Source organism: Nocardia caishijiensis NBRC 108228, from assembly GCF_001612825.1.
Classification (GTDB): domain Bacteria; phylum Actinomycetota; class Actinomycetes; order Mycobacteriales; family Mycobacteriaceae; genus Nocardia; species Nocardia caishijiensis.
This window is the reverse complement of record NZ_BDBE01000001.1, coordinates 40694-62521: the sequence shown is the minus strand read 5'-3', so window position 1 is coordinate 62521 and position 21828 is coordinate 40694. Positions and strand designations below refer to the sequence as shown.

The 21828-nt window shown below is 68.9% G+C and carries 20 protein-coding genes and 1 pseudogene; 12 read left to right on the top strand and 9 right to left on the bottom strand.

Annotation, left to right across the window (positions count from 1 at the left end):
- The first annotated feature begins 35 nt into the window (after positions 1-35).
- Positions 36-1349: an aminotransferase class V-fold PLP-dependent enzyme gene (locus NC7_RS00345; RefSeq protein ID WP_067977497.1), complete on the top strand. Its 1314-nt coding sequence runs from the start codon at positions 36-38 to the stop codon at positions 1347-1349.
- 11 nt (positions 1350-1360) lie between these two features.
- On the opposite strand, the gene NC7_RS00340 is transcribed toward NC7_RS00345, so the two are convergent.
- Genes NC7_RS00340 through NC7_RS00330 form a run of 3 tightly spaced genes read right to left on the bottom strand, consistent with a single transcriptional unit; the run spans position 1361 to position 2380 of the window.
- Positions 1361-1630, bottom strand: a complete 270-nt coding sequence (locus NC7_RS00340; RefSeq protein ID WP_067977495.1) for a Txe/YoeB family addiction module toxin — start codon at positions 1628-1630, stop codon at positions 1361-1363.
- Positions 1623-1880: a type II toxin-antitoxin system Phd/YefM family antitoxin gene (locus NC7_RS00335; RefSeq protein WP_157101772.1), complete on the bottom strand. Its 258-nt coding sequence runs from the start codon at positions 1878-1880 to the stop codon at positions 1623-1625. Before NC7_RS00335 ends, NC7_RS00340 begins: the two co-directional genes overlap by 8 nt.
- A gap of 32 nt (positions 1881-1912) precedes the next feature.
- Positions 1913-2380, bottom strand: coding sequence for a flavin reductase family protein (locus NC7_RS00330; RefSeq protein WP_236573754.1), 468 nt, complete (start codon positions 2378-2380; stop codon positions 1913-1915).
- A gap of 199 nt (positions 2381-2579) precedes the next feature.
- Here NC7_RS00330 and NC7_RS00325 point away from each other — a divergent pair, with 199 nt between their 5' ends.
- Positions 2580-3716 carry a Fic family protein gene (locus NC7_RS00325; RefSeq protein ID WP_067977490.1) on the top strand — a complete coding sequence of 379 codons (1137 nt, stop codon included), beginning with the start codon at positions 2580-2582 and terminating at the stop codon, positions 3714-3716.
- A gap of 1 nt (position 3717) precedes the next feature.
- Here NC7_RS00325 and NC7_RS00320 read toward each other — a convergent pair whose 3' ends face one another.
- Positions 3718-4194 carry a YbaK/EbsC family protein gene (locus NC7_RS00320; protein WP_067977489.1) on the bottom strand — a complete coding sequence of 159 codons (477 nt, stop codon included), beginning with the start codon at positions 4192-4194 and terminating at the stop codon, positions 3718-3720.
- A gap of 118 nt (positions 4195-4312) precedes the next feature.
- Here NC7_RS00320 and NC7_RS00315 point away from each other — a divergent pair, with 118 nt between their 5' ends.
- The 4 genes from NC7_RS00315 (at position 4313) to NC7_RS00300 (ending at position 7750) form a co-directional block, all read left to right on the top strand.
- Positions 4313-5134: a crotonase/enoyl-CoA hydratase family protein gene (locus NC7_RS00315; RefSeq protein ID WP_067977487.1), complete on the top strand. Its 822-nt coding sequence runs from the start codon at positions 4313-4315 to the stop codon at positions 5132-5134.
- An 88-nt stretch (positions 5135-5222) separates the two neighbouring features.
- The gene (locus NC7_RS00310; protein ID WP_084457653.1) at positions 5223-5702 is read left to right on the top strand and encodes a MarR family winged helix-turn-helix transcriptional regulator; all 480 of its coding nucleotides are present in this window, start codon (positions 5223-5225) and stop codon (positions 5700-5702) included.
- On the top strand, positions 5699-7429 hold the full coding sequence (locus NC7_RS00305) for an MDR family MFS transporter (RefSeq protein ID WP_067977483.1): 1731 nt from the start codon (positions 5699-5701) through the stop codon (positions 7427-7429). The genes NC7_RS00310 and NC7_RS00305 overlap by 4 nt, the downstream gene beginning before the upstream one ends.
- Positions 7430-7519: 90 nt before the next feature.
- The gene (locus NC7_RS00300; RefSeq protein ID WP_067977482.1) at positions 7520-7750 is read left to right on the top strand and encodes a hypothetical protein; all 231 of its coding nucleotides are present in this window, start codon (positions 7520-7522) and stop codon (positions 7748-7750) included.
- A gap of 69 nt (positions 7751-7819) precedes the next feature.
- Here the strand turns inward: NC7_RS00300 and NC7_RS00295 are convergent, their stop codons facing one another.
- Positions 7820-8308 carry an inorganic diphosphatase gene (locus tag NC7_RS00295; RefSeq protein WP_067977480.1) on the bottom strand — a complete coding sequence of 163 codons (489 nt, stop codon included), beginning with the start codon at positions 8306-8308 and terminating at the stop codon, positions 7820-7822.
- Positions 8309-8465: 157 nt separating this feature from the next.
- On the opposite strand from NC7_RS00295, the gene dacB reads away from it, so the two are divergent.
- The 5 genes and pseudogenes from dacB to hpt all read left to right on the top strand — a co-directional run bounded on the left by dacB (position 8466) and on the right by hpt (position 13245).
- On the top strand, positions 8466-9923 hold the full coding sequence (gene dacB / locus NC7_RS00290) for a D-alanyl-D-alanine carboxypeptidase/D-alanyl-D-alanine endopeptidase (RefSeq protein ID WP_067977477.1): 1458 nt from the start codon (positions 8466-8468) through the stop codon (positions 9921-9923).
- Between the two features lie 12 nt (positions 9924-9935).
- Positions 9936-10994, top strand: a complete 1059-nt coding sequence (locus tag NC7_RS00285) for an Rv3626c family coenzyme F420 biosynthesis-associated protein (protein WP_067977475.1) — start codon at positions 9936-9938, stop codon at positions 10992-10994.
- Between the two features lie 428 nt (positions 10995-11422).
- A pseudogene (gene tilS, locus NC7_RS29895) lies at positions 11423-12145 on the top strand (tRNA lysidine(34) synthetase TilS); the annotation flags it as partial.
- Between the two features lie 126 nt (positions 12146-12271).
- Positions 12272-12646: a TilS substrate-binding domain-containing protein gene (locus NC7_RS29890; protein WP_236573752.1), complete on the top strand. Its 375-nt coding sequence runs from the start codon at positions 12272-12274 to the stop codon at positions 12644-12646.
- Positions 12647-12693: 47 nt separating this feature from the next.
- Positions 12694-13245, top strand: coding sequence for a hypoxanthine phosphoribosyltransferase (hpt, locus tag NC7_RS00275; protein ID WP_067495798.1), 552 nt, complete (start codon positions 12694-12696; stop codon positions 13243-13245).
- Here the strand turns inward: hpt and NC7_RS00270 are convergent.
- On the bottom strand, positions 13236-15068 hold the full coding sequence (locus NC7_RS00270) for a serine/threonine-protein kinase (protein ID WP_236573744.1): 1833 nt from the start codon (positions 15066-15068) through the stop codon (positions 13236-13238). The genes hpt and NC7_RS00270 overlap by 10 nt on opposite strands.
- Positions 15069-15100: 32 nt before the next feature.
- Positions 15101-17491, bottom strand: coding sequence for a protein kinase domain-containing protein (locus NC7_RS00265; RefSeq protein WP_084457647.1), 2391 nt, complete (start codon positions 17489-17491; stop codon positions 15101-15103).
- 223 nt (positions 17492-17714) lie between these two features.
- On the opposite strand from NC7_RS00265, the gene NC7_RS00260 reads away from it, so the two are divergent.
- The gene (locus NC7_RS00260; RefSeq protein ID WP_067977537.1) at positions 17715-19064 is read left to right on the top strand and encodes an amidase; all 1350 of its coding nucleotides are present in this window, start codon (positions 17715-17717) and stop codon (positions 19062-19064) included.
- On the opposite strand, the gene NC7_RS00255 is transcribed toward NC7_RS00260, so the two are convergent.
- Positions 19061-19957: a LysR family transcriptional regulator gene (locus NC7_RS00255; protein WP_067977473.1), complete on the bottom strand. Its 897-nt coding sequence runs from the start codon at positions 19955-19957 to the stop codon at positions 19061-19063. The two genes, NC7_RS00260 and NC7_RS00255, sit on opposite strands and share 4 nt — an antisense overlap.
- Before the next feature lie 323 nt (positions 19958-20280).
- The gene (locus NC7_RS00250) at positions 20281-21822 is read right to left on the bottom strand and encodes an aldehyde dehydrogenase family protein (RefSeq protein ID WP_236573742.1); all 1542 of its coding nucleotides are present in this window, start codon (positions 21820-21822) and stop codon (positions 20281-20283) included.
- Between the last annotated feature and the right edge of the window lie 6 nt (positions 21823-21828).

The following is a 21828-nucleotide window of genomic DNA, read 5'->3' as shown; positions in this document are numbered from 1 at the left end:
ACGTGGTGAGTCCCTGAGCCGACGGGATATTCGTCATGACCGCTGTTATCGACCCCACCTGTGCCTTCGCCGCCGTTTCCGGTGCCGACCTGCGCGTTCCGCTCGTCCAGGGCGGAACGAACACCTACGCCAACTTCGACTACGCGGCGAGCGCACCCGCATTGCGCCAGGTCACCGACCGGATCTCGCAACTGCTGCCGTACTACGCCAGCGTGCATCGCGGCGCCGGGTACGCCTCGCGGATCTCCACCGAGTGCTACGAGGCCTCGCGCGGATCGGTCGCCCGATTCCTCGACGCCGACGACGATCAGGTCGTCGTGTTCACCCGCAACACCACCGACTCGCTCAACCTGCTGGCCGGATGCGTGCCGGGCGAGACGGTGGTGCTCGACATCGAACACCACGCCAACTTCCTGCCCTGGACGCGCAACGGACGACGCGTCGTCCGGGCCGCCGCGACGCTCGAGGAGACGATCCAGCGAGTCGTCGCCGAATTGTGCGGCAGGCCAGCCGCTCTGCTCGCCGTCACCGGCGCTTCCAACGTGACCGGCGAGGTGCTGCCGCTGGAACGGCTCGCCCACATCGCGCACCTGTGCGGGGCGCGCATCCTCGTCGATGCCGCCCAGTTGGCACCGCATCGGCGGATCTCCCTGCGCGAGAGCGGGATCGACTACTTGGCCTTCTCCGGGCACAAGCTGTACGCGCCGTTCGGGTCCGGGGTGCTGGTCGGCAGGCGGGACTGGCTCGACGCGGCCGAACCGTACCTGGCGGGCGGCGGCGCGGTGCGCACTGTCGGTGTGGCGGAGACGGAGTGGGCACCCGCGCCGCAACGTCACGAAGCCGGATCACCGAATGTGCTCGGCGCCGCCGCGATCGCCGCCGCCTGTGACGCGCTCGCCGCCATCGACCCCGAGGAACTGGTCGCCCACGAACGCGCCCTCGCCGACCGCCTGCGCGACGGCCTCGCCGCCATCCCCAGCGTGCGTCCCGTCCGCATCTGGTCCGACAGCCCCGACTCCGTCGGCATCGTCGCCTTCACCGTCGACGGCTACACCCCCGGCCACGTCGCGGCCTACCTCTCCGCCGAACACGCCATCGGCCTGCGCGACGGCCGCTTCTGCGCTCACCCGCTGCTGACCAGCCTCGGCCTCGACGCCGCCCTGCGCGCCAGCATCGGCCTCGGCACCACCCCCGCCGACGTCGACCGCCTGATCACCGCCCTCACCACCCTGGTAACCACCGGCCCCACCTGGACCTACGCCTCCACCAACGGCCACTGGAACCCCACCCCCGAAACGCGCCCCCTCACCCCCGACCCCACCGGCGCCACCCCCTGCCTCCTCGGCTGACCGGTCGGTCGCTACTCGTCGTAATGGCCGCCGACCGCAATGACAACGACCTCGGAATCGGTGACGTAGTAGATCACCCGGTGCTCACGGGTGATGCGGCGCGACCAGTTGCAGGCGAGGTGGTGTTTCAACGGCTCCGGCTTACCGATTCCCGCGAACGGATCGGCCAGAACGGCGGTGATCATCTTGTTCGCAGCTTTGCGGACGGTCCGGTCCCGCGCAAGCCATGAGGTGTACGTTTCCCACCCGTAGGCGCTGAAAGCCAGCTTGCGGTCAGGCATCGGGATCGATCAACTCGTGAGCTTCGAACTTGCCTTCCCGTGCGTCGCGAGCGGATTCGAGCAGTCGTACACCGCCATGGGTGGCCAGTACGTACAAGGTCTCCTGGATCGCGTTCCAATCGGTCTCGGAGACTATGACCGCGTTCTCGCCGGACTTTGTTACGACGGTGACGGTGTCGTGGTCGTCATTGACCTGCTGTACCAGCTTGAACAGGTTCTGGCGGACGGTGGAGATGGGTAGTGCAGTCATCGGAACCCCGTCCTCGTGTTGTCGATCCACTCTCAGATGTCGATGGGGGTGGGGCGGTGGTATTTGCCGTTGTAGTACAGCAAGGGGGCGGCGGAGGGGGAGTCGGCGGATTCGTCGTGGACTCGGGTTACCAGGCCGACGACGAGGGTGTGGTCGCCCAGATCGATGAGTTGGTGGATGGTGGTGCGGAGCCAGATGGGGGTGCCGTGCAGGATCGGTTCGCCGGTGTCGAGGGTGGTCCAGAGGGCTCGGTCGGTGAAGCGGTCGGCGGCGGAGCGGGAGAAGCGGTGGGCCAGGTGGTGCTGGTGTTCGCCGAGGAAATGGATGACCACGGAGTCGGCGGCGCGCAGGGCCTCGATGCTCGACGAGGTGTGCGCGATGTTGAACGACACCAGCGGGGGTTCCAGCGACAGCGACGCGAACGAGGTCGCGGTGAAGCCGACGGGGCCGGTCTCGGCGCCGATCGTCACCACCGTCACCCCGGCGGGATAGTGCCGCATCGACGCCCGATACTGCTCGGCCGTGATTCCGCTCAGATCGTCGGGAACCACGAGGTCGGCCGGTGTTCGTCGTATATCGCCCACGGCCCCAACCTACGCCCGGCGGTCTGCCCGGCCTATGGACAGGCTCACGCCGAGAAAAACCACCATGCCGCGAAAATTGAATAATTACGTCATCTACGCATGAGATGATTGCGTCATGCTGTTCCCTACGCCGCAGCTCTCCCCGGCCGACGAGACCGTGCTGGTCGACGTCGACCGCATGCGTGAGAGCCTGCGATACGAGCTACAGAGCGTGCCGATGGTGTGGGTCGGCGGTCTCCGGAAATTCCTGACCGCCGATGCGGTCGCTGCCTCGAATTCGATCGAGGGCTTCAAGGTGTCGACGATCGACGTCGAGGACCTGCTCGCAGGCGAGCGAGACGTGGACGTCTCGGAGGAGAATCGAGCAGAGACCGGGGCCTATGCGCGAATGATGACCTACATCCAGACCCTGCACGATGTCGAGGATTTCCGATACAGCGTGGGATTCCTCAATGCCTTGCATTGGATGCTGCAGGGGCACCGTCACTCGCCGCGCAAGCCCGCTGGTCAGTGGCGCCGAGGGCCGGTTTACGTCACCGATCCGCGCGACTCGAGCATCGCCGCGTACACGGCACCGGATGTCGAGCTCGTTCCCGGGCTCATGGCGGAGCTGGTCGACTGGCTGAACGCGCCGTCGACAACGCATCCGTTGGTGTCGGCTGCGATGGCCCACTTGAATCTGGTGTCGATCCATCCGTGGGCCGACGGCAACGGCCGCATGTCGCGGTCGCTGCAAACCCTGGTGATCGCCCGTGAGGGTGTGATCGCCCCCGAGTTCTGCTCGATCGAGGCGTGGCTCGGCCGACCGGGCAACACCTGGGAGTACTACCAGGTGCTCGGCCGACGGGGCAGCGTCTACCGACCTGATCAAGATGTTTCGGAGTGGATCCGCTTCAGCCTGACCGCATACCACCAGCAGGCGCAGACCGTACACGCGCGCGTCGCGCGATCGCGTCGGGTGTGGGACGAGACTGCGAACTTCCTGCGCTCGTCGGACGCCGACGAGCGGACCGTGTCGGCGCTGCACGATGTAGCGATGGCGGGCCGTGTTCGCCGCACCCGTTATGAACAGGCCGAAGGGCTCAGCACGCAGCAGGCCCAACGCGATCTGCGGGACATGGTGCGTCGCGACGTTCTCGTCCCGGTGGGGCGTACGAGAGCCAGGTACTACGCCGCCGGTCCCGCCTTTCCAGAGCGGGTGCTCGAAATCGCCCGCACGCCAGCACCTTTGAGAGACCCTTACGCCGACTGATTCACTCGATGTCCAGCGGTAGCCCCGCGGTGATGCGGATGAGCTCGCGGTAGGTGGTGCGGAAGACCGTACTCGGGTGGCCGCCCGCGGCCCAGATCTCGCGGTGGGCGGCCAGGGCTGTGTCGACCCAGGTGGGGAGGTTGGTCGGGTGCCCCAAGGGGGCGGTACCGGTGAGCGGTTGGCCGGTGACGCGCTCGGCGAGGGCGGGGGGACATCGGGTGAGCTGGCCGTCGAGAAGAGGGCCGGTGCGGTGCGGGTCGACCTGGTGGTGGGCGGCTACCAGCAGCAGCACCGGGTCGTTGTCGAGCAGGTACAGCTGGGCGGTGGTGATGGCGCTGGGGTGGGCGCCGAGGGCACGAGCGGCCTCGACGGCGGTGGTGGTCGGCGTGTCGGGGGAGACGATGACGCCGTGGTGCCCGCGCGCGATGAGCGTGTCGGCCACCCGGCACGCGACCATCGGCAAAGACGACCTGCGCATGTCGTCCAGAGTAGGACGGTCGGTCGAATTATGCCGGGAGAGTGACATTTTCGGGTTGCCGTGAATTCGCTCCGACGCCGGAGGGTGCGGGTCGACCCGGGCAGACCATAATCAGCACATGAGTGAATGGAAGGCCTTTGCCGTCGAGATCGCCGACAACATCGCCCAGGTCACGCTGACCGGGCCCGGCAAGGGCAATGCGATGGGACCGGATTTCTGGCGCGAACTGCCGGAGATCTTCGCCGAGCTGGACGCCGATCCGCAGGTGCGCGCCGTGGTGCTCACCGGATCGGGCAAGCACTTCTCCTACGGGCTCGACCTGGCCGCGATGGGTGGCACGCTCGGCCCTGTGCTCGCCGACGGCGCCAAGGCGGCTCAGCGCACCGAGTTCCTCAAGGAGGTCCGGCGCATGCAGGACTCCGTCACCGCGGTGGCCACCTGTGTGAAGCCGGTGATCGCGGCGGTGTCGGGATGGTGCATCGGCGGCGGGCTCGACCTGATCGCGGCCGCCGACATCCGCCTGGCCAGCGCCGACGCCAAGTTCAGCCTGCGCGAGGCGAAGGTGGCGATCGTGGCCGACATCGGTTCGCTGCAGCGCCTACCCGGCATCATCGGTGAGGGTCACCTGCGCGAACTGGCGTACACCGCCAAGGACATCGACGCGGCGCGGGCCGAGCGGATCGGGCTGGTGAACGACGTGTACGCCGACCAAGAGGCCGTGCTCGCGGCGGCGCACCAGCTGGCGCGCGAGATCGCGGACAACCCGCCGCTGGTGGTGCAGGGCATCAAGGATGTGCTCGAGCACCGTACTGCTCCGGGCGTGGCCGACGGTTTGCGGTATGTGTCGGCCTGGAACGCGGCGTTCCTGCCCTCGCACGACCTCACCGAGGCGATGACGGCGGTCTTCCAGAAGCGCGCCCCGCAGTTCAAGGGCGAGTAAAGCCAGCATAAACGGTTGCCCCGGCGACCGGTCTGCCCACATACTTGCATCACACAACTAATTGTCTGATACAAGTAAAGGTGATGCGGTGACGGAGTACGACCCGGCGATCGACACGATCGCCGTCCACCTCGTCCGCCTGCACCGGCTGCGCGACCGCGCCCTCGCCCAGATGAAGGACCGCTCCGGCATCGAACCGGCGGGCTTCGTCGTGCTGTTCCGGCTGGTCTGCGACGGACCGATGCGCTCGGGCGCGCTGGCCGAAGCGGTGAACTCGGACGCATCGACGGTGAGCAGGCAGGTGGCGCAGCTGGTGGACCGCGGGCTCGTTGTCCGCACCGCCGACCCCGACGACGGGCGCGCCACCGTACTGGCCGCCACCGACTACGGCCGCGAGACCGCCGACCGCATCCGCGAGCGACGGCGCGAATCCATCGCGATCGTCACCAGGGACTGGCCCGAACCCGACCGCGAGCACTTCGCCGCTCTGCTCACCCGCTTCGTGGAGGACTACGAGCAGGCCCGGCCGCTGCTGCTCACTCTCAACACATCGGAGAACGCCTCGTGACGACGACCGTGGCGGTGGCGGAATCGCCCGCCGGTTTCACCCACCGCCAGATCCTGACCATCCTGTCCGGGCTGATGCTCGGCATGCTGTTGGCCTCGCTCGATCAGACGATCGTGTCGACCTCCATCCGCACCATCGCCGACGACCTGCACGGCTACTCGCTGCAGGCCTGGGCGACGACGGCGTACCTCATCACCGCGACGATCAGTACCCCGCTCTACGGCAAGCTCTCGGACATGTTCGGCCGAAAGCCGTTCTTCCTCACCGCGATCGGGCTGTTCATCGTCGGTTCGCTGCTGTGCACACTGGCCCAGTCGATGTATCAGCTCGCCGCGTTCCGCGCGTTCCAGGGGCTCGGCGCGGGCGGCCTGATGTCGCTGGCGCTCGCCATCATGGGCGACATCATCGGACCGCGCGAACGCGCCCGCTACCAGGGCTATTTCCTCGCGGTGTTCGGTATCTCGAGTGTGCTCGGGCCGGTGCTCGGCGGTCTGCTCGCCGGGCAGGACAGCATTCTCGGCATCACCGGCTGGCGCTGGGTGTTCCTGGTGAACGTGCCGCTCGGCCTGCTCGCGCTCGTGGTCGTCACGCGGGTGCTGCACCTGCCGCGCAAGCCGCACTCCACCCATCGCATCGACTTCGCCGGTGCGCTCGTGTTGGCTGTCGGCCTCGTCCCGCTGCTCATCGTGGCCGAACAGGGCCGCGAATGGGGTTGGAGCAGCACCGGATCGGTGATCTGCTACGTGATCGGCGCGCTCGGGTTGATCGGGTTCGTCGCGATCGAGAAGTACATGGGCGACGCGGCGCTGATCCCGCTGCGCATCTTCGACAACGTCACCTTCACCCTCGGTGTCGTCATCTCGTTCGTCGTCGGGGCGGCGATGTTCGGTGGCATGCTGCTGCTGCCGCAATACCTGCAGGTGGTGCGCGGTGCCGGACCCACCGAGGCGGGTCTGCAGATGCTGCCGATGGTGCTCGGGCTGATGCTCGGTTCCATCCTCTCGGGCCGGTTGATCTCCAGAACCGGCAGCTACCGGGCCTTCCCGGTGATCGGTGCGGCCATGCTCACCCTCGGCCTGTTCCTGCTGCACCTGCTCGACGCGCACAGCCCGCTGTGGCTGGCGATGATCTACATGGCTGTCGCCGGTTTCGGGCTCGGCAATCTGATGCAGCCGCTCACCCTCGCATTGCAGAACGCGTTGCCGCCCAAGGACATGGGTGTGTCCACCGCGGCGGCCACGTTCTTCCGGCAGATCGGTGGCACCCTGGGTGCCGCGGTGTTCCTGTCGGTCCTGTTCACCCTGCTCACCCCCAACATCACCGACGAACTGCGCCACGCCGCCACCGATCCGGCGTATCAGCAGGCCGTGATCGAAGGAGCGCGCGGCGACAACCCGGCCGATGCCGCCCTGTCGCAGGGGCTGCTCGCCCAGGACACCTCGGCCGCCGGAAAGGTGTTGCAGGACAGCTCGATCATCCAGCAACTCGACCCGGACCTGGCCGAACCGTTCCAGGTCGGCTTCGCCGACTCCATGTCGACGGTGTTCCTGTTCGCCACCGGCGTCGCGCTGCTCGCGCTGCTGCTCGTGCTGTTCTGGAAGGAAGTGCCGCTGCGTATGTCGGGTGGCCTGCAGTCGGCGGGCGACGCGAAGGCCGCCGACGGCATCGGCGCCATGGCCGACACCGCCGCGCAGTCGACGAAGGGTGGGAAAGGTGAAGCGACCTAGGTGGGCCCGAATGGCCACCTAGGGGTGGCTGTTTCGGCGGTCGAACGCCCATAACGTTCCTGATGTCGCAACGAACATCAGGAGAACGACATGCGCATCATGACCACCATCGCCGCCGCACTGCTGGCCCTGGCTACCGTCGCCGGGGTGTCGACGGTCACCGCGGGCACCGCCGCCGCGGCCGCGCCGGAGGGCACGTACTACGGCACCTACTACGAGCTCTACCAGTGCCGCGCCGACGGCGAGTCGTCCTACACCGGCGGCTACTACTGGCAGTGCGTCGAGACCTGGGAGGGCTGGGACCTCTACATCTGGTACTGATCCCCCAGAAACAGAAAAACGGGAAGTCCAAATCCCCTTCGGACTTCCCGTTTTTCGTCGTCTATCGGCTCAGTGGCCGGATTCCTTCAGCCGGGCGAAGGCCTCGTCGATGATCTTGACGGCCTCGGCGCGGTCCAGCCACTCCGAACCCTTCACGAACTTGCCGGGCTCGAGGTCCTTGTAGCGCTCGAAGAAGTGCTTGATCGCGGCCAGCTCGAACTCGGGGACGTCGGTGATGTCCTGGATGTGGTCCCAGCGGGGGTCGCCCGCGGGCACACACAGGATCTTGTCGTCGCCACCGGCCTCGTCGGTCATCCGGTACACCGCGACGGGGCGGGCCTCGACGATGACACCGGGGAACACCGACTCCGGCAGCAGCACCAGCGCGTCCAGCGGATCGCCGTCCTCACCGAGGGTGTTCTCGATGAAGCCGTAGTCGGCCGGGTAGGCCATGGAGGTGTACAGGTACCGGTCGAGCTTCACCCGGCCGCTCTCGTGATCGACCTCGTACTTGTTCCGAGAACCCTTGGGAATCTCGATGGTGACGTCGAACTCCACGCCATCTCCTTGTTCGTTCGAGTGCTTGTGTGCCGAATCGCCAGATCGTTCTGGGGAACCGTTGCGCAACGAGGATAGTGTGGAGTGCCGGAACACCGGTGCGGCAGGCGGCTCAGCGCGGTCGGGCGTCGGGCGGGCTAGAGGAGAAACGACGGTCGTGATCGGTCCAAGCGAACAGAATCCGGGATGGCAGGAGCCGCGACGTCGCCGGTCGGGGTGGATCTGGTTGTCGGCGGTCGTCGTCGCGCTGCTGGTGATCGGTGGCGGTTTCGCCGCGATCGCCCGGCCGTGGACCCCGGAATTCCGGCACGGTGGGCTCACCGTCGCCGACGCGCCGTCGGCCGTCGCGCCGACGATCGCGATCGCCCCGGCCGGATCGAACGCCCCCGCGCCGTCGGCCGAGGGGATCGCGGCGGCCCTCGCGCAGGTGGCGAGCAGCCCGGATCTCGGGGCGTTCGCCGGGCAGGTCACCGACCCGACCAGCGGAACCGTGCTGTGGAGCCAGGAACCGGCCAAGGCGATGATTCCGTCGTCGACGGCGAAGATCATGCTGGTCGCGGCCGCGCTGCTCACCCTGCCCGACGATCAGCGGGTCGCCACCCGGGTCGTCGCCGGGGCGCCGGGGGAACTCGTGCTGGTCGGCGGCGGCGATCCGACGCTCACCACTCGCGCCGACGGCGGCTATTACACCGACGGCCCGCGCATCGCCGACCTCGCCGCGCAGATCAAGGCCGCGGGCAGGCAGGCGAACGCGATCGTCGTCGACACCTCCGCCTACGCCGGGCCGACGATGGCGCCGGGCTGGGATCCGATCGACATCCCCGAGGGCTCGATCACCCCCATCGAACCGGTGATGCTCGACGGCGGACGGTTCGACCCGTCGGCCGACTACTCCCCGCGCACCTCGACCCCAGCACTCGACGTGGGGCGCGCCCTGGCCGCCGAACTCGGCATCGACCCGGCCGCCGTGCGCGTCGGCCAGGCCGCGAGCAACGGCGTCGAGATCGCGAAGGTCGAATCGGCGCCGTTGCGAATTCGGTTGCACGACATGATGATCCACTCCGACAACGTGCTGGCCGAGACCATCGGACGCGAACTGGCGCTCGCCACCGGACGGGAGGCGTCCTTCGCCGGTGCCACCGCCGCGACGGCCGCCGCGCTCACCACCGCCGGATTCGACGTGACCGGCCTGCACCTGGCCGACAACAGCGGCCTGTCCGTCGACGACCGGGTGCCGCCGCGCCTGCTCGACACCATCGTGGCCACCGCGGCCAAGCCGACCGGTGACGCCGCCATCGTGCCCGCCGGTACCCAGGCCAGGCCCGAAAACGATCCGCGCGCAGCGGCTCTGGCGCCCCTGCTCGACGACCTGCCGGTCGCGGGCGGAACCGGGACGCTCGCCCCCCGCTTCGTCACCCAGAACAGGCAGGGCGCGGGGTGGGTGCGGGCCAAGACCGGAACTCTGAGCGTGGCGAGCGCGTTGGTGGGGTATGTGCTCGACCGGGACGGGCGGGTACTGACCTTCGCGCTCATGTCCAACGACCGGCTGCCGGAGGTCAGCAGACCCGCGCTCGACGCGGTGGCGGGTGCCCTGCGCAACTGTGGATGTTCCTGAGAGCGGGTGGCGATGAGCGAGGACAAGACCGGGCGCAAGAACCCCGGATTCAATGCGGTCGTCGACTGGCGGCTGGCCGCGAGAACCGGGGCGCTGCTCGCGCCACCGGGACCGCGTACCTCGCGCGACAACGCCGAACAGGTCGTCGCCGAACTGGCGTCGGCCTCGATCCTCGCCGAGATGCCGGTGCGCGAGGTGAGCGGCCTGCTCGACGACCGTCCGGTGCCCGAGGCGCGGATCGTCGACCGGCCCGGCTGGATCGCCGCGGCCGCCGACTCGATGTCGGTGCTCACCGGGACCGACGCGGGCAAGGGACCGTTCGCCGGGAAACCGGCGGGTGTGCAGGCCGGGACCATGCTGGCGTTCCTGTCCACCGCGATCCTCGGCCAATACGACCCGTTCACCGGTGAAGACGGCACATTGCTGCTGGTCGCGCCCAATATTCTCGGCGTCGAACGTGCCCTCGGCGTGGACGCCGGCGATTTCCGGCTGTGGGTGTGCCTGCACGAGGTGACCCATCGGGTGCAGTTCTCCTCGGCGCCCTGGCTGGCCGGGTACATGCGGACCAATGTCGACATCCTCAGCGAGGTCGGCGAGGAACCGATGAGTCAGATGCTCACCCGGCTCGTCGGTGAGGTGCGCGCCCGCCGCAGTGGACAGCTCGCCGACGACCCCAACAGCAAGGGCGTCGTCGGCCTGCTGCGCGCGGCCCAGGCCCCACCCCAGCGCGAGGCGCTCGACCGGCTGCTCATGCTCGGCACGCTGCTCGAAGGGCACGCCGACCACGTGATGGACGCCGTCGGCCCCACGGTGGTGCCGAGCGTGGCACACATTCGGGCGGCGTTCGACCGGCGCAGGCAGAAGCCGTCGAACCCGATCCAGCGGGTGCTGCGGGCGCTGCTCGGCGTGGACGCCAAGGTGGCGCAGTACGTGCGGGGCAAGAAGTTCGTCGACGCGGTGGTCGAGCGGGTCGGCGTCACGGAGTTCAACACGATCTGGACGAACGCGGACACACTGCCTCGCTTGGACGAGATCGATTCTCCACAACGGTGGATAGACAGGGTGCTGTAGTGATTCGTCGCGGAGACGTCGTCGATGATGGCCGCGCCCGTGATGACGCATCCTGGCCCGTTGACGGTGCGCTCGCGCCCGACTGAATCCTCCTGGCGATGTTCCGTTCGAGTCGGCGGGCAGGAGCGCCCGAGACCGCTGGATCCTTATGGCGGTGACGCCGGTCGAGTCGGCGTGCCTGTGCGTTCGCGACTGATGGGCCTTCTGGCCTTGATGCTGTTCGAGTCGGGTGCGTTTGCGCCTGCCGTGGTTGAGTCTGCCTGTCCGGATGATGCCGTGCGCGTCGTCGGTTCGGTGTCCGCATAGCCGGGCTCGTGGTCGTCGGCGGTCGAGGTGTCGGTATCAGCGTCTGCCGAGGCTGGGTAGCCTGCCGGTATGAGTTACGCGGCCGGTATCGGCACCGCGTCGTGTCGTCGGGATGGTCGATGATGGCGCCGAAACTGCCGGCGACTCCGGCTGTGCTTGCGGTGCGGCGTGCGGTGCGGGAGTGGGTTGTCGCTCGGGGCGGGCGGGGACCGGTCGTTGTCGGATTGTCCGGCGGGGCCGATTCGCTCGCGTTGGTGGCGGCCGCGGTGGTCGAGTGCGGGGCGGTGACCGCTGTCGTCGTGGATCACCGGTTGCAGGACGGGTCGGGTGCGGTTGCCCGGCGCGCGGTCGAGCAGGCGCTCGCGTTGGGGTGTGTGGACGCGCGGGTGGTCGCGGTGGAGGTGGGGCGTGCGGGTGGGGTCGAGGCGGCGGCTCGGGCGGCTCGGTACGCGGCGCTGGAATCGGTGCGCGACGGGCGGCCGGTGCTGCTCGGGCATACCCTCGACGATCAGGCCGAGACCGTGTTGCTCGGGTTGGCGCGGGGGTCGGGTGGGCGGTCGATTCAGGGGATGGCGGCGTGGAACGAGCCGTGGGGGCGGCCGTTGCTCGGGGTGCGGCGGGCACAGACCGAACAGCTGTGCGCAGATCTGGGGATCGAGCCGTGGCGCGATCCGCACAACGACGACCCGGCCTACACGCGGGTGCGGGTGCGCAACGAGGTGCTGCCGTTGCTCGAGGATGTGCTCGGCGGTGGTGTCGCACAGGCGTTGGCCCGCACCGCCGACCAGTTGCGCGCTGACGGTGCCGTCCTCGACGACCTGGCAGATGAACTCTTGCGTGCTGCCCGGCTGCCCGTCCACCGACCCGATGAGACCTCGACCGGCCCGGGCGGAAACGCGCGGTCGACGGTCGTACCCCGGCCCGAGTCACCCGCGCGGGCAGCCACCGGCTGCGGACCAGGGCTCGGGGCGGTGCCGGAGCCGTCCGCGTTGGCCGAATCCGGCGGCGGGACCGATCGGCCGGTGCCGACGGCGGGACCGGAGTCGACGGTGGATATCGAGTCGGGCAGTGGCCCCGACGACAGCGATCGACTCGCCCTGTCGATCGAGATCCTGACCACTGCTCCGGCGCCCCTGCGACGACGGGCCGTTCGCGCCTGGCTCGCCGAACAGGGCGTCAGCGGGCTGATGAACGCCCACTTACAGGCGATCGACGAGCTGGTGAGCAACTGGCGCGGGCAGGGGCCGGTGGCGATCGGGGGCGGGAGCAGGGCCCACCGGTTGGTCGTGCTGCGCGAACATGGCACGCTGACCGTGCGCGCCCAGCCGCGTTTCGATGCCACATAATGGATCGGTCGAGCCGGGACCGACACCACGAAGGGATACCCACTTCCGTGTACGGAGACGACATCGCGTCGGTGCTGATCACCGAAGACGAGATCAAGGCAAAGATCGAAGAGCTCGCCGAACTCGTCGCCAAGCGATACCCGCCGGATTCCCCCGAGGGCGACCTGCTGCTGATCTGCGTCCTCAAGGGCGCGATCTTCTTCGTGACCGACTTCGCCAGGGCCCTGCCCATCCCCACCCAGCTCGAATTCATGGCCGTGTCGTCCTACGGGTCGTCCACCTCGTCCTCGGGCGTCGTGCGCATCATGAAGGACCTGGACAAGGACATTGCGGGCCGCAACGTGCTCATCGTCGAGGACATCATCGACTCGGGCCTGACCCTGTCGTGGCTCAAGCGCAACCTGGCCACCCGCAACCCGGCCTCGCTGGAAGTGGTGACCCTGCTGCGCAAGCCCGACGCCTTACGCACCCCGGTCGACGTGGCCCACGTCGGCTTCGACATCCCCAACGAGTTCGTGGTCGGCTACGGCCTCGACTACGCCGAGCGCTACCGCGACCTGCCCTACATCGGCACCCTGAACCCCGCCGTCTACTCCTGAGCCGAGCCGACGCGCAGCAGCGCGCGGATATCGGTCTCGATCACCCGGAACACCAGCAGCGCCCCGACGAAACCGAGCACCCCGCCCGCGCACACCGTGCGCAGCGGGGTGAGCGTCGCGAGTAGGTCGTCGACGGGGAGGAAGGTCGCGCACGCGATGGTGAGCAGCGGAATCGATGCGGCCACGACGAGATAGTGGTGGCAGCGGGTGCGTAGTCGGGACAGGGCCGCGTGGTCGGCGCGTAGATCTCCGTCGTGGTGCAGCAGCAGCGGATACACGCACCGCACCAGGTAGAGGGTGATGAGGAAGAACGGGTAGGTCATCGCGACGGCGGCGCAGATGCAAGCGACCAGCAGTAGATGCACCGCCGTTCGGATCGGCGGGTCGTCGACCAGGTTCAAGGTGATCGCCAGACCGGCGTTGCCCGCGATCCACAGGGCGATCGCCATGGCGACCGCCCAGTCCGCGAAGCGTAGACAGTCCCGGCGGGTGCGCTCGAGCAGTGCCGGGTCGCATTCGTGGCCCGCGCGCAAACGGGCGGGCACGGTGAGCAACCGCTTACCCAGAACGAGCAGAGTGATGGTGCCCGCGCTGAAGCAGACCGCGTTGACACCGATCGCATAGGCCCGCCGGATGGGCGCGATGGACGGATCGAGCCCATGGAGGAGGGCGGCGTTGAGCTCGCGGTTGTAGTAGGAGGCCAGCAGGTTCGGGACCAGGATCGCCAGCGCCAGCAAGGGAAAAAGATACGGCCGCAGGCGGTTTCGCCAACTGCGGGCCGGAGGGTCCACGAGCTCGCGGGCGTGGGGGTCGAGGCAGAGTTCGAATTGCGCGGCCAACACGTCGCCGTCGGACCAGCGGTCCTCGCGCTCGGCGGCCAGGCAGGTCAGCAGAATCCGGCGCAACGCGGGCGGGCAGTCGGTGGGCACCCGACCGGCGACTTCGCTGCGGCGGCGGGCGAGCAGGGCCGCCGGGTCGTCGCTCACATCGTCGAAAGGCTTTGTCCCCGTGAGCAGTTCCCAGAGCAAGACGCCGAGGGAGAAGATGTCGGCACGCGTATCGAGGTCGGCGGGATCTCGCCCGAAGTAGCATGCTTCGAGCTGCTCGGGCGACATGTACGCCGGGGAGCCGCCGAAGTAGGACGCGGCGGACACCTCGGTGGCCGAGGGGTTGAAACTGATGTTGAAATCGGCCAGCTTGGGCACTCCCTCCGCACTGAGCAGCACGTTGGCCGGTTTCACATCGCGATGCAGCACGCCACGCGCGGCCGCGTAACTCAGCGCGGTCGCGAGTCTGCTGCCCAGCCACGCGACCGTCTCGGGCCAGGTCAGCGCGGCGATCTCGCCGCGCACCGCCGAGTCGGCCGGGCGGATCTCGCCCTTCTCCTCCATGGCCGCGTCGACAGCGTCGAGCAACAGGGCGCTGGTGCGTTCGGCGGGTGGGGTGGCCCGCACCCAGCGCAGGACACCGAGCAGGGTGCCGCCGGGCAGGAACTGCATGTACAGCAGGCGCAGCGGGGTCGTGCCGGGCAGGACCTGCTGATCGAAGACGCGCACGATGTAGTCGTGGTCGAGCTGGGCGAGGGTCTGCGGCTCGGTGCCGCTGTCGGCGGAGATCTTCACCGCGACCAATCGCTGCATCGACCGTTGTCTGGCCAGGAACACCCGCGCGAACGCGCCCGCGCCCAATTCGGTGAGGAGTTCGAAATCGCCGAGCCGGGTGCCCACCTCGATCCGGTCGAGCGCTCGGCAATCGGCCGGGTGCATGGTCGCGGTGTGGACGGGCGAGGGCCGGGTCGCCTCCGCGGTGCGGGTGGAGCTCACGGCCGGAGATACGTACGTGGGTACACGATGGTTCAGCTGACGACCCGTTCCAGCGCGCGCAGATCGGCCTCGAGCGCGCGGAACAGCAGGTACGACCCGATGAAGGCGATGATGCCGCCCACGCACAACACTCGGACCGCCACGATCACCGAGGGGATGTCGGCGGGCGGCAGGAAGGTCAGCCCGGCCACCGCGAGCAGCGGCACCGAGGCGGCCACCGCCAGATACCAGGTGCAGCGGCGGCTCAACCCGCGTAGCCAGGCGCTGTCGTCGGCGCTGATCTCACCGTGGCGCAGGAACACCGGGTAGAGGCAGCGGATCAGGTAGAACGTGACGAGGAAGAACGGGTAGGCCACCGCGATAGCCCCGCAGACCAGCAGCGATGCGAGGAAGTGCACCACCGCCCGCCCGGGCACATCGCCGGTGGCCAGTTGCAGCGCGATGGGGAAGGTGACCCCGGCCAGCGCCCACAGCGAGAAGGCGACGACCACCGCTCGGTCGCCGAACCGTACGGTGTCGTGTCTGGCCCGGCGCAGGGTGGCCGGGTCGTAGCGTCTGCCTTTGCGCAATCCGCCGGGCACCCCGAGCACGAACCGGGCCAGATAGATCAGCAGCGCCGCACCCGCCGGGAAGAACACCAGGTTCACCCCGGCCGTGATGACGATGAACGTCTGCTGTGCCGTTTCGCCGAGGCGGCTCACCACCAGGGTCTGGTTGTGCTGGATGTTGTACCAGGAGGCGAGCGCGTTGGGGATGCCGATGGCCAGCACGAGAACCAGCAGGGGCCAGCGACGCAACCGCATCCGCCAGCTGTTCGGCGGCGGATCGACCAGGTCGCGGGCGCGTTCGTCGAGGCACAGGTCGAATTGTTTGGCCAGCGTCGCGCCGTCGGCCCAGCGGCCCGCGCGATCGGGGGCGAGACAGGTGAGCAGGACGCGCCGCAGCGCCGCCGGGCAGTTCGGCGGCACCCGTTCCATCGCGGCGGGGTCGACGCCGCAGGTGCGTCGCTCGAGCATGGCCTCGAGCGTGGTCTCGTCGCCGCTGCCCTCGGCCTCGGCGGTGGAGTCGTCGAACGGCTTCGCCCCGGTGAGCAGCTCCCACAGCACCACCCCGAGGGAGTAGATGTCGGCGCGGGTGTCCAGGTCGGCGGCGCTGCGGCCGCGCCCCGGATGACACGCCTCCAACTGCTCCGGCGACATGTACGACAGCGACCCGCCGAAGTAGGCCACCGGACTCGTGCCCTCGACCGACCGGCTGAAACTGATGTTGAAGTCGGCGAGCTTGGGCACGCCCTCGGCGGTGAGCAGCACGTTCGCCGGTTTCACGTCGCGGTGCAGCACACCGTGCGCGGCCGCGTACTCCAGCGCCTCGGCCAGCCTGCGCCCCAACCAGGCCACGGTCTCGGGCCAGCTCAGCGCCGCGATCTCGGCGCGCACACTGGAATCGGTCGGGCGGATCTCGCCCTTCTCCTCCATGGCCGCGTCGACCGCCTCGAGCAGCAGTTTGCCGCTGCGCTCGGCGGGCGGGGTGGCCCGCACCCAGCGCAACAGACCGAGCAGCGTGCCGCCGGGCAGGAACTGCATGTACAGCAGCCGCAACCGGCGCCTGCCCGACGAGGCCGAATCCGCGTCGAGCAGCTGCTGGTCGAACACGCGGACGATGTAGTCGTGATCGAGCTGCGCGAGCGTCTGCGGTTCCGTCCCGCGATCGGCCGAGATCTTCACCGCGACCAGTCGCTGCATCGACCGCTGTCTGGCCAGGAACACCCGCGCGAACGCACCCGTGCCCAACCCGGTGAGCAGTTCGAAGTCGCCGATCCGCTGACCGATCTCGATCCGGTCCAGCGCGACGTTCGCACCCGGCACCGTATCGGCCGCGGTGGCGGCCGAGGTCGCTGTCGCGGTGAGGTCGAAGTTCGGCATCTTGGTACTACGGGTCTGCTCGGGTGGATGGTTCACCGTGGCATCGAGGTCGACGGCGCGGTGGGTGCTCTGATCCAGGTCGTCGGCATTGAGCAGGGCACGCAGGCTCGGCGCCTGGTGTGGGTATTCGCGCAGGCAGTCACGCGGGTCGACGCGCTCACCGCTGTGTCTGCGGATGACGAACTCCTCGAACACCAGCCCGGCGGGCAGCGCCTCGGGGTCGAGCTCGGGAAACTCCGCGCAGTACTCGGTGAGCCGTTTGCGCGCGATGGTGTCGGCGGCGTGATGCAACCACCGATGACGCAGATCCACCCGGATCAACTCGTGCAACGCGTGCCTGCGCAGGGTGCGCGCATCGGGGAGGAACTCGGCGATCGCGGGTGGTTCCCCGTCGACGGATCCCCACGCGGCGACGAACGCCTCGACCATGTCGGCGCGCACGTTCGTATACCGACCGGTACTCGCGTCGGGTTGTTCACCGCTTGCGGTGCTATCACTCATCAGTCGACCTAAGGTTCGCGCGGATCGGTACGAAATTCCTTCCGCCACACCCGACGTCATCGTGCCCCGAGCCGTACCCGAAATGATAACTTGCGCCTGGAGAGCTGATCACCCGATTTTCGACGACGACGCGACGGGGGCGAATCCGGCCATGCACGATGACCTCACAGCGGTAGCATGGGAGTCCGTCGACGACGACGGCGTGACGGACGCTGAGGTGGCGATGAACTCCTCCCACCGACCCGCCGACGACTTCCCGATCGGCGGCCCGGCCGCAGCACTGGCCGCGCGGGTGCGAGCGGGCACGATCACGCCCGTCGACGTGGTGACCGACGCGCTCACCCGCATCTCCTCGGAGAACCACAAGATCAACGCCTTCACCGTGGTCCGCGCCGAGCGGGCGCGCGCGGAGGCACTCGAACTCACCGCCCGACCCGACCTCGACGAGTTGCCGCTGGCGGGGGTCCCGGTCGCCGTGAAGCAGAACATCGCCGTGGCGGGGGAGCCGACCACGGCCGGTTCGGCCGCGACCGCCGCCGAGGCGGAACCGGCCGATCATCCGGTGGTCGCGCGGTTGCGGGCGGCGGGCGCGATCGTCGTCGGACTCACCGCGATGCCCGAGCTCGGCCTGTGGGCCACCACCGACGCCGACGGACACGTCACCCGCAACCCGCGCGATGTCGGTCGTACCGCGGGCGGTTCCTCCGGCGGTGCGGCCGCGGCCGTGGCGGCGGGACTGGTGCCCATCGCGCACGGCAACGACGGACTCGGCTCGATCCGGGTGCCCGCCGCCGCGTGCGGAGTGTTCGGGATCAAACCCGGTCGCGATGTGGTTCCGGCGGGTATCGGGGCCGACTCCTGGTCTGGAATGGCCGAGAACGGCATCCTCGCGACCACCGTCTCCGACGCCGCCCTCGCCCTCTCGGTGCTGGCCGACCGCTGTGATCTGGCCGATCTACGGCCGCCGCAGCGACTACGTATCGGGCTGGCCGTGGCTCCGCCGTCGCGGCTGGTCCGGGTCGATCGGCACTGGACGGCGGCGGCGCGCACCGCGGGTGCGCGCGCGGCAGCGGCCGGGCACCTCGTGGAGCCCGTCGAACTGCCCTACGGCGACGCGGCACTGGCGATGCTGCTGCGCTGGCCGACCGTGGGCGCGGCCGATGCCGAACGGCTGGCCGACCCCGACCGGCTGCAACCACGAACCCGCAAGCACCTGGCACTCGGGCGGCTGATCCGTCGCCTGCGCCTGGTCCGGCCGAGCCAGGCCGACCGGGCCGAAGCCAGGCTGCTCGACTTCTTCGAGAACTTCGACGTGGTGATCACCCCGACGCTGGCCGCCCCGCCGCCCAAGGCGCGGCAGTGGAGCCGCCGCGGCTGGGCCGCCAATGTCGTGTCGTCGGTGCGCTACGCACCGTTCACCGGCGTGTGGAATCTCGTCGGCTGGCCCGCCGCGTCGCTGCCGATGGGCATCCATCCCGAGGCGCACACCCCGCTCGCCGCGCAGTTGGCGGGCCCACCCGGCACCGAGGCGACCCTGCTCGGCCTGGCCGCCCAACTCGAACGAACGAATTAGACCGCGATCGGTTGCGGCGCCTGCACGGGCTCGGAGAAACCACCGTCGACAGCGCGACCGGCGAATTCCAGGATCGTCGGACGGGTGTCGTCGGCGCGCCAGGCCACGGCCAGCTCGCACGGCGAGAGACCGGCCACCGGACGCGCGGTGAGGCCGGGCCAGCGGTACATCGGCACATTGTTCTCGGCCAGCAGGCACACACCGAGGCCGAGGCTCACGGCCTCTAACTTGTCCTCGGGGGTGGCGGCTTCGGCGCCGATCTTGGCCGTCCGGCCGCCGCGCGCGTCGTTGCCGAGCCAGAAATCGCGCACCGCACCGGCTTCGGTCGGTAGCGCGATGAACGGTTCGTCGAGCAGATCGGCGAAGTCGATGGTCTCGTGCTCGGCCAGCGCGTGGTTGTCGGGCAGCAGCACCCAGCGCGGTTCGGTGCGCAGCACCTGCCACCGGTAGCGGTTGGGGTCGGGCAGCGGCAGCCACACCAGGGCCAGGTCGGCCTGGCGGCCCGCGAGGCCGCTCGACGGGTCGTTCCACGACGCCGCGTGCAGCGCGAGACGATGTCCGCTGGCGCTTTCCAGATCGTTGAGCAGGCCGCGACCGAGCGCGGACTGGATGCCGACGCGCAGCACCTCGCCTGCTTCCTGGAGGGACACGTTGGTCACCTCCCACAGCTCGAGGATCTTGCGGGCACCTTCGAGCAGTTCCTTACCGGCGACGGTGAGGGCGACGCTGCGCTGATTGCGGTCGAACAGGACCACGTCGAGCTGGCGTTCGAGCTGGCGGATCTGGCGGGAAAGCGTCGGCTGGGCGATGTGCAGCCGCTGAGCGGCGTTGGTGAAATGCAGTTCCTCAGCGACGGCGACGAAATACCGCAGATCGCGCAAATGCGGGTCCATAGCACCTTGCTATCAGAATCGGTCGGGAAAATCTAGCCAAAACGGGCAGAGAAGTTCGCGAAAGGGGGGCAAAACAGTCACCAGGTCGGTAACTCACAGCATATGGCCTGGCATGGTGCAGTGCACCACCGAGCTCGCGTGGATTTCTCGCGAGCTCGGTGTGAGCGGCCTCATTGCCACAGTTGGGCTCTTGACCAGCACAAATGCGTCGCTCTTCACGGCCGGAACGGTGTCGCGCGCGCCGCCGCGAGGCACGGAGGCGGCCCGCTGACCACGCATAACCGTCATCTTTGTGACATTGATCACCAAAAGGTTTGGCGGGCCTACCTGCCACCCTTCAGTCGCCACACCTTCGGCAGGTCCACTCGCCGCAGCCCACGCGCACCGGCCAACCGCATCGCCGCGACCGCGACGACGACTTTGTTCATGTCGTACGGGAACCAGAACAGCTCCTTGGACATGGTCGGCAGCTTCGGTGCCGTGATCGCCTGCGCCCGGCAGTACTTCCGGATCCCGGCCGCGCCACCCCAGCGCGCGCCGACACCTGACTGCCCCCAGCCGCCCATCGGCATGGCGAAATTGAACAGGTTGGCGAACACGTCGTTGATGTTCACCGCGCCCGCGTTCAGCCGCCGCGCCACCCGTTCGCCCCGGGCCTTGTCGCCCGTCCACACCGACGCCGACAGGCCGTAGATCGAATCGTTGGCCAGGCGGACCGCCTCGTCCTCGTCGGCCACCTTCATCACCGGAAGGGTGGGACCGAAGGTCTCCTCGGCGACACACGACATCGAATGGTCCACGTCGACCAGCACGGTCGGCTCGAAGAAGGTGCCGACACCAGTGGGTTTGCCACCGGTGGTCACCCGGGCGCCCGCCGCGACGGCCTCGTTCACATGGCGTTCCACGATCCGCAACTGGTTCTCGTTGGCCAGCGCGCCGACATCGTTGCGTGATTCGCGGTCGTCGGCGCCCTGGCGCAGGGCCGCGACCGCCGCGGTGAGCTTCTCGACGAACTCGTCGTAGACCGGTGCCTCGACATACACGCGTTCCACCGAGATGCACACCTGACCGGCGTTGAACATGCCGCCGAAGGCGATGCCGTGCGCCGCGCGGTCCAGGTCGGCGTCGGCCAGCACGATCGCGGGGTCCTTGCCGCCGAGCTCGAGGCTGTAGGGGACCAACCGGTCGACGCAGGCCTGCGCGATCTTGCGGCCGGTCGCGGTGGACCCGGTGAACTGGATGTAGTCGGCGTTGTCGACCACGGCCGCGCCGGTCGCGCCCGCGCCGGTCACCACCTTGAACACCGGCGGCGCGCCGATCTCGGCCCAGCCGCGCGCGAGTTCGACCGCCGACAGCGGCGTCACCTCCGACGGCTTGAGGATCACGGCGGCACCGGCGGCCAGCGCGGGGAACACGTCGATCGCGGGCATCGCGAGCGGGAAGTTCCACGGGGTGATCACGCCGACCACCTGGTAGGGCCGATAGGTGACCGTCAGCGCCTTCACCCGGGCCAGCGGGCTGTGCGGCGACGGGTGGTCGTCGCCGAGGAATTTGGCGGCCCGGCGCGCGTAATAACCGGCGAGGTCGACGGCGAAGGCCGGGTCGATGAGCGCGTCGACGCGCGGTTTGGCCGTCTCGGACTGCAGCACATCGGCCAGGTGTTCGGTGTTGTCGATCAGCCAGTCCTGCAGCTTCAGCAGCCACTGCTTGCGCCCGTTCGGCCCGATGGCCTCCCATTCGGGCTGGTAGAGGCGCAGTTCGCGGACAGCGGCCGCGACCTCGTCCGGACCGGTGACGGGCACCGTTCCCACGGATTCGCCCGTTGCCGGGTTGCGGACGTCGATGACCTGGTCGATACGTGTCACGGTTGT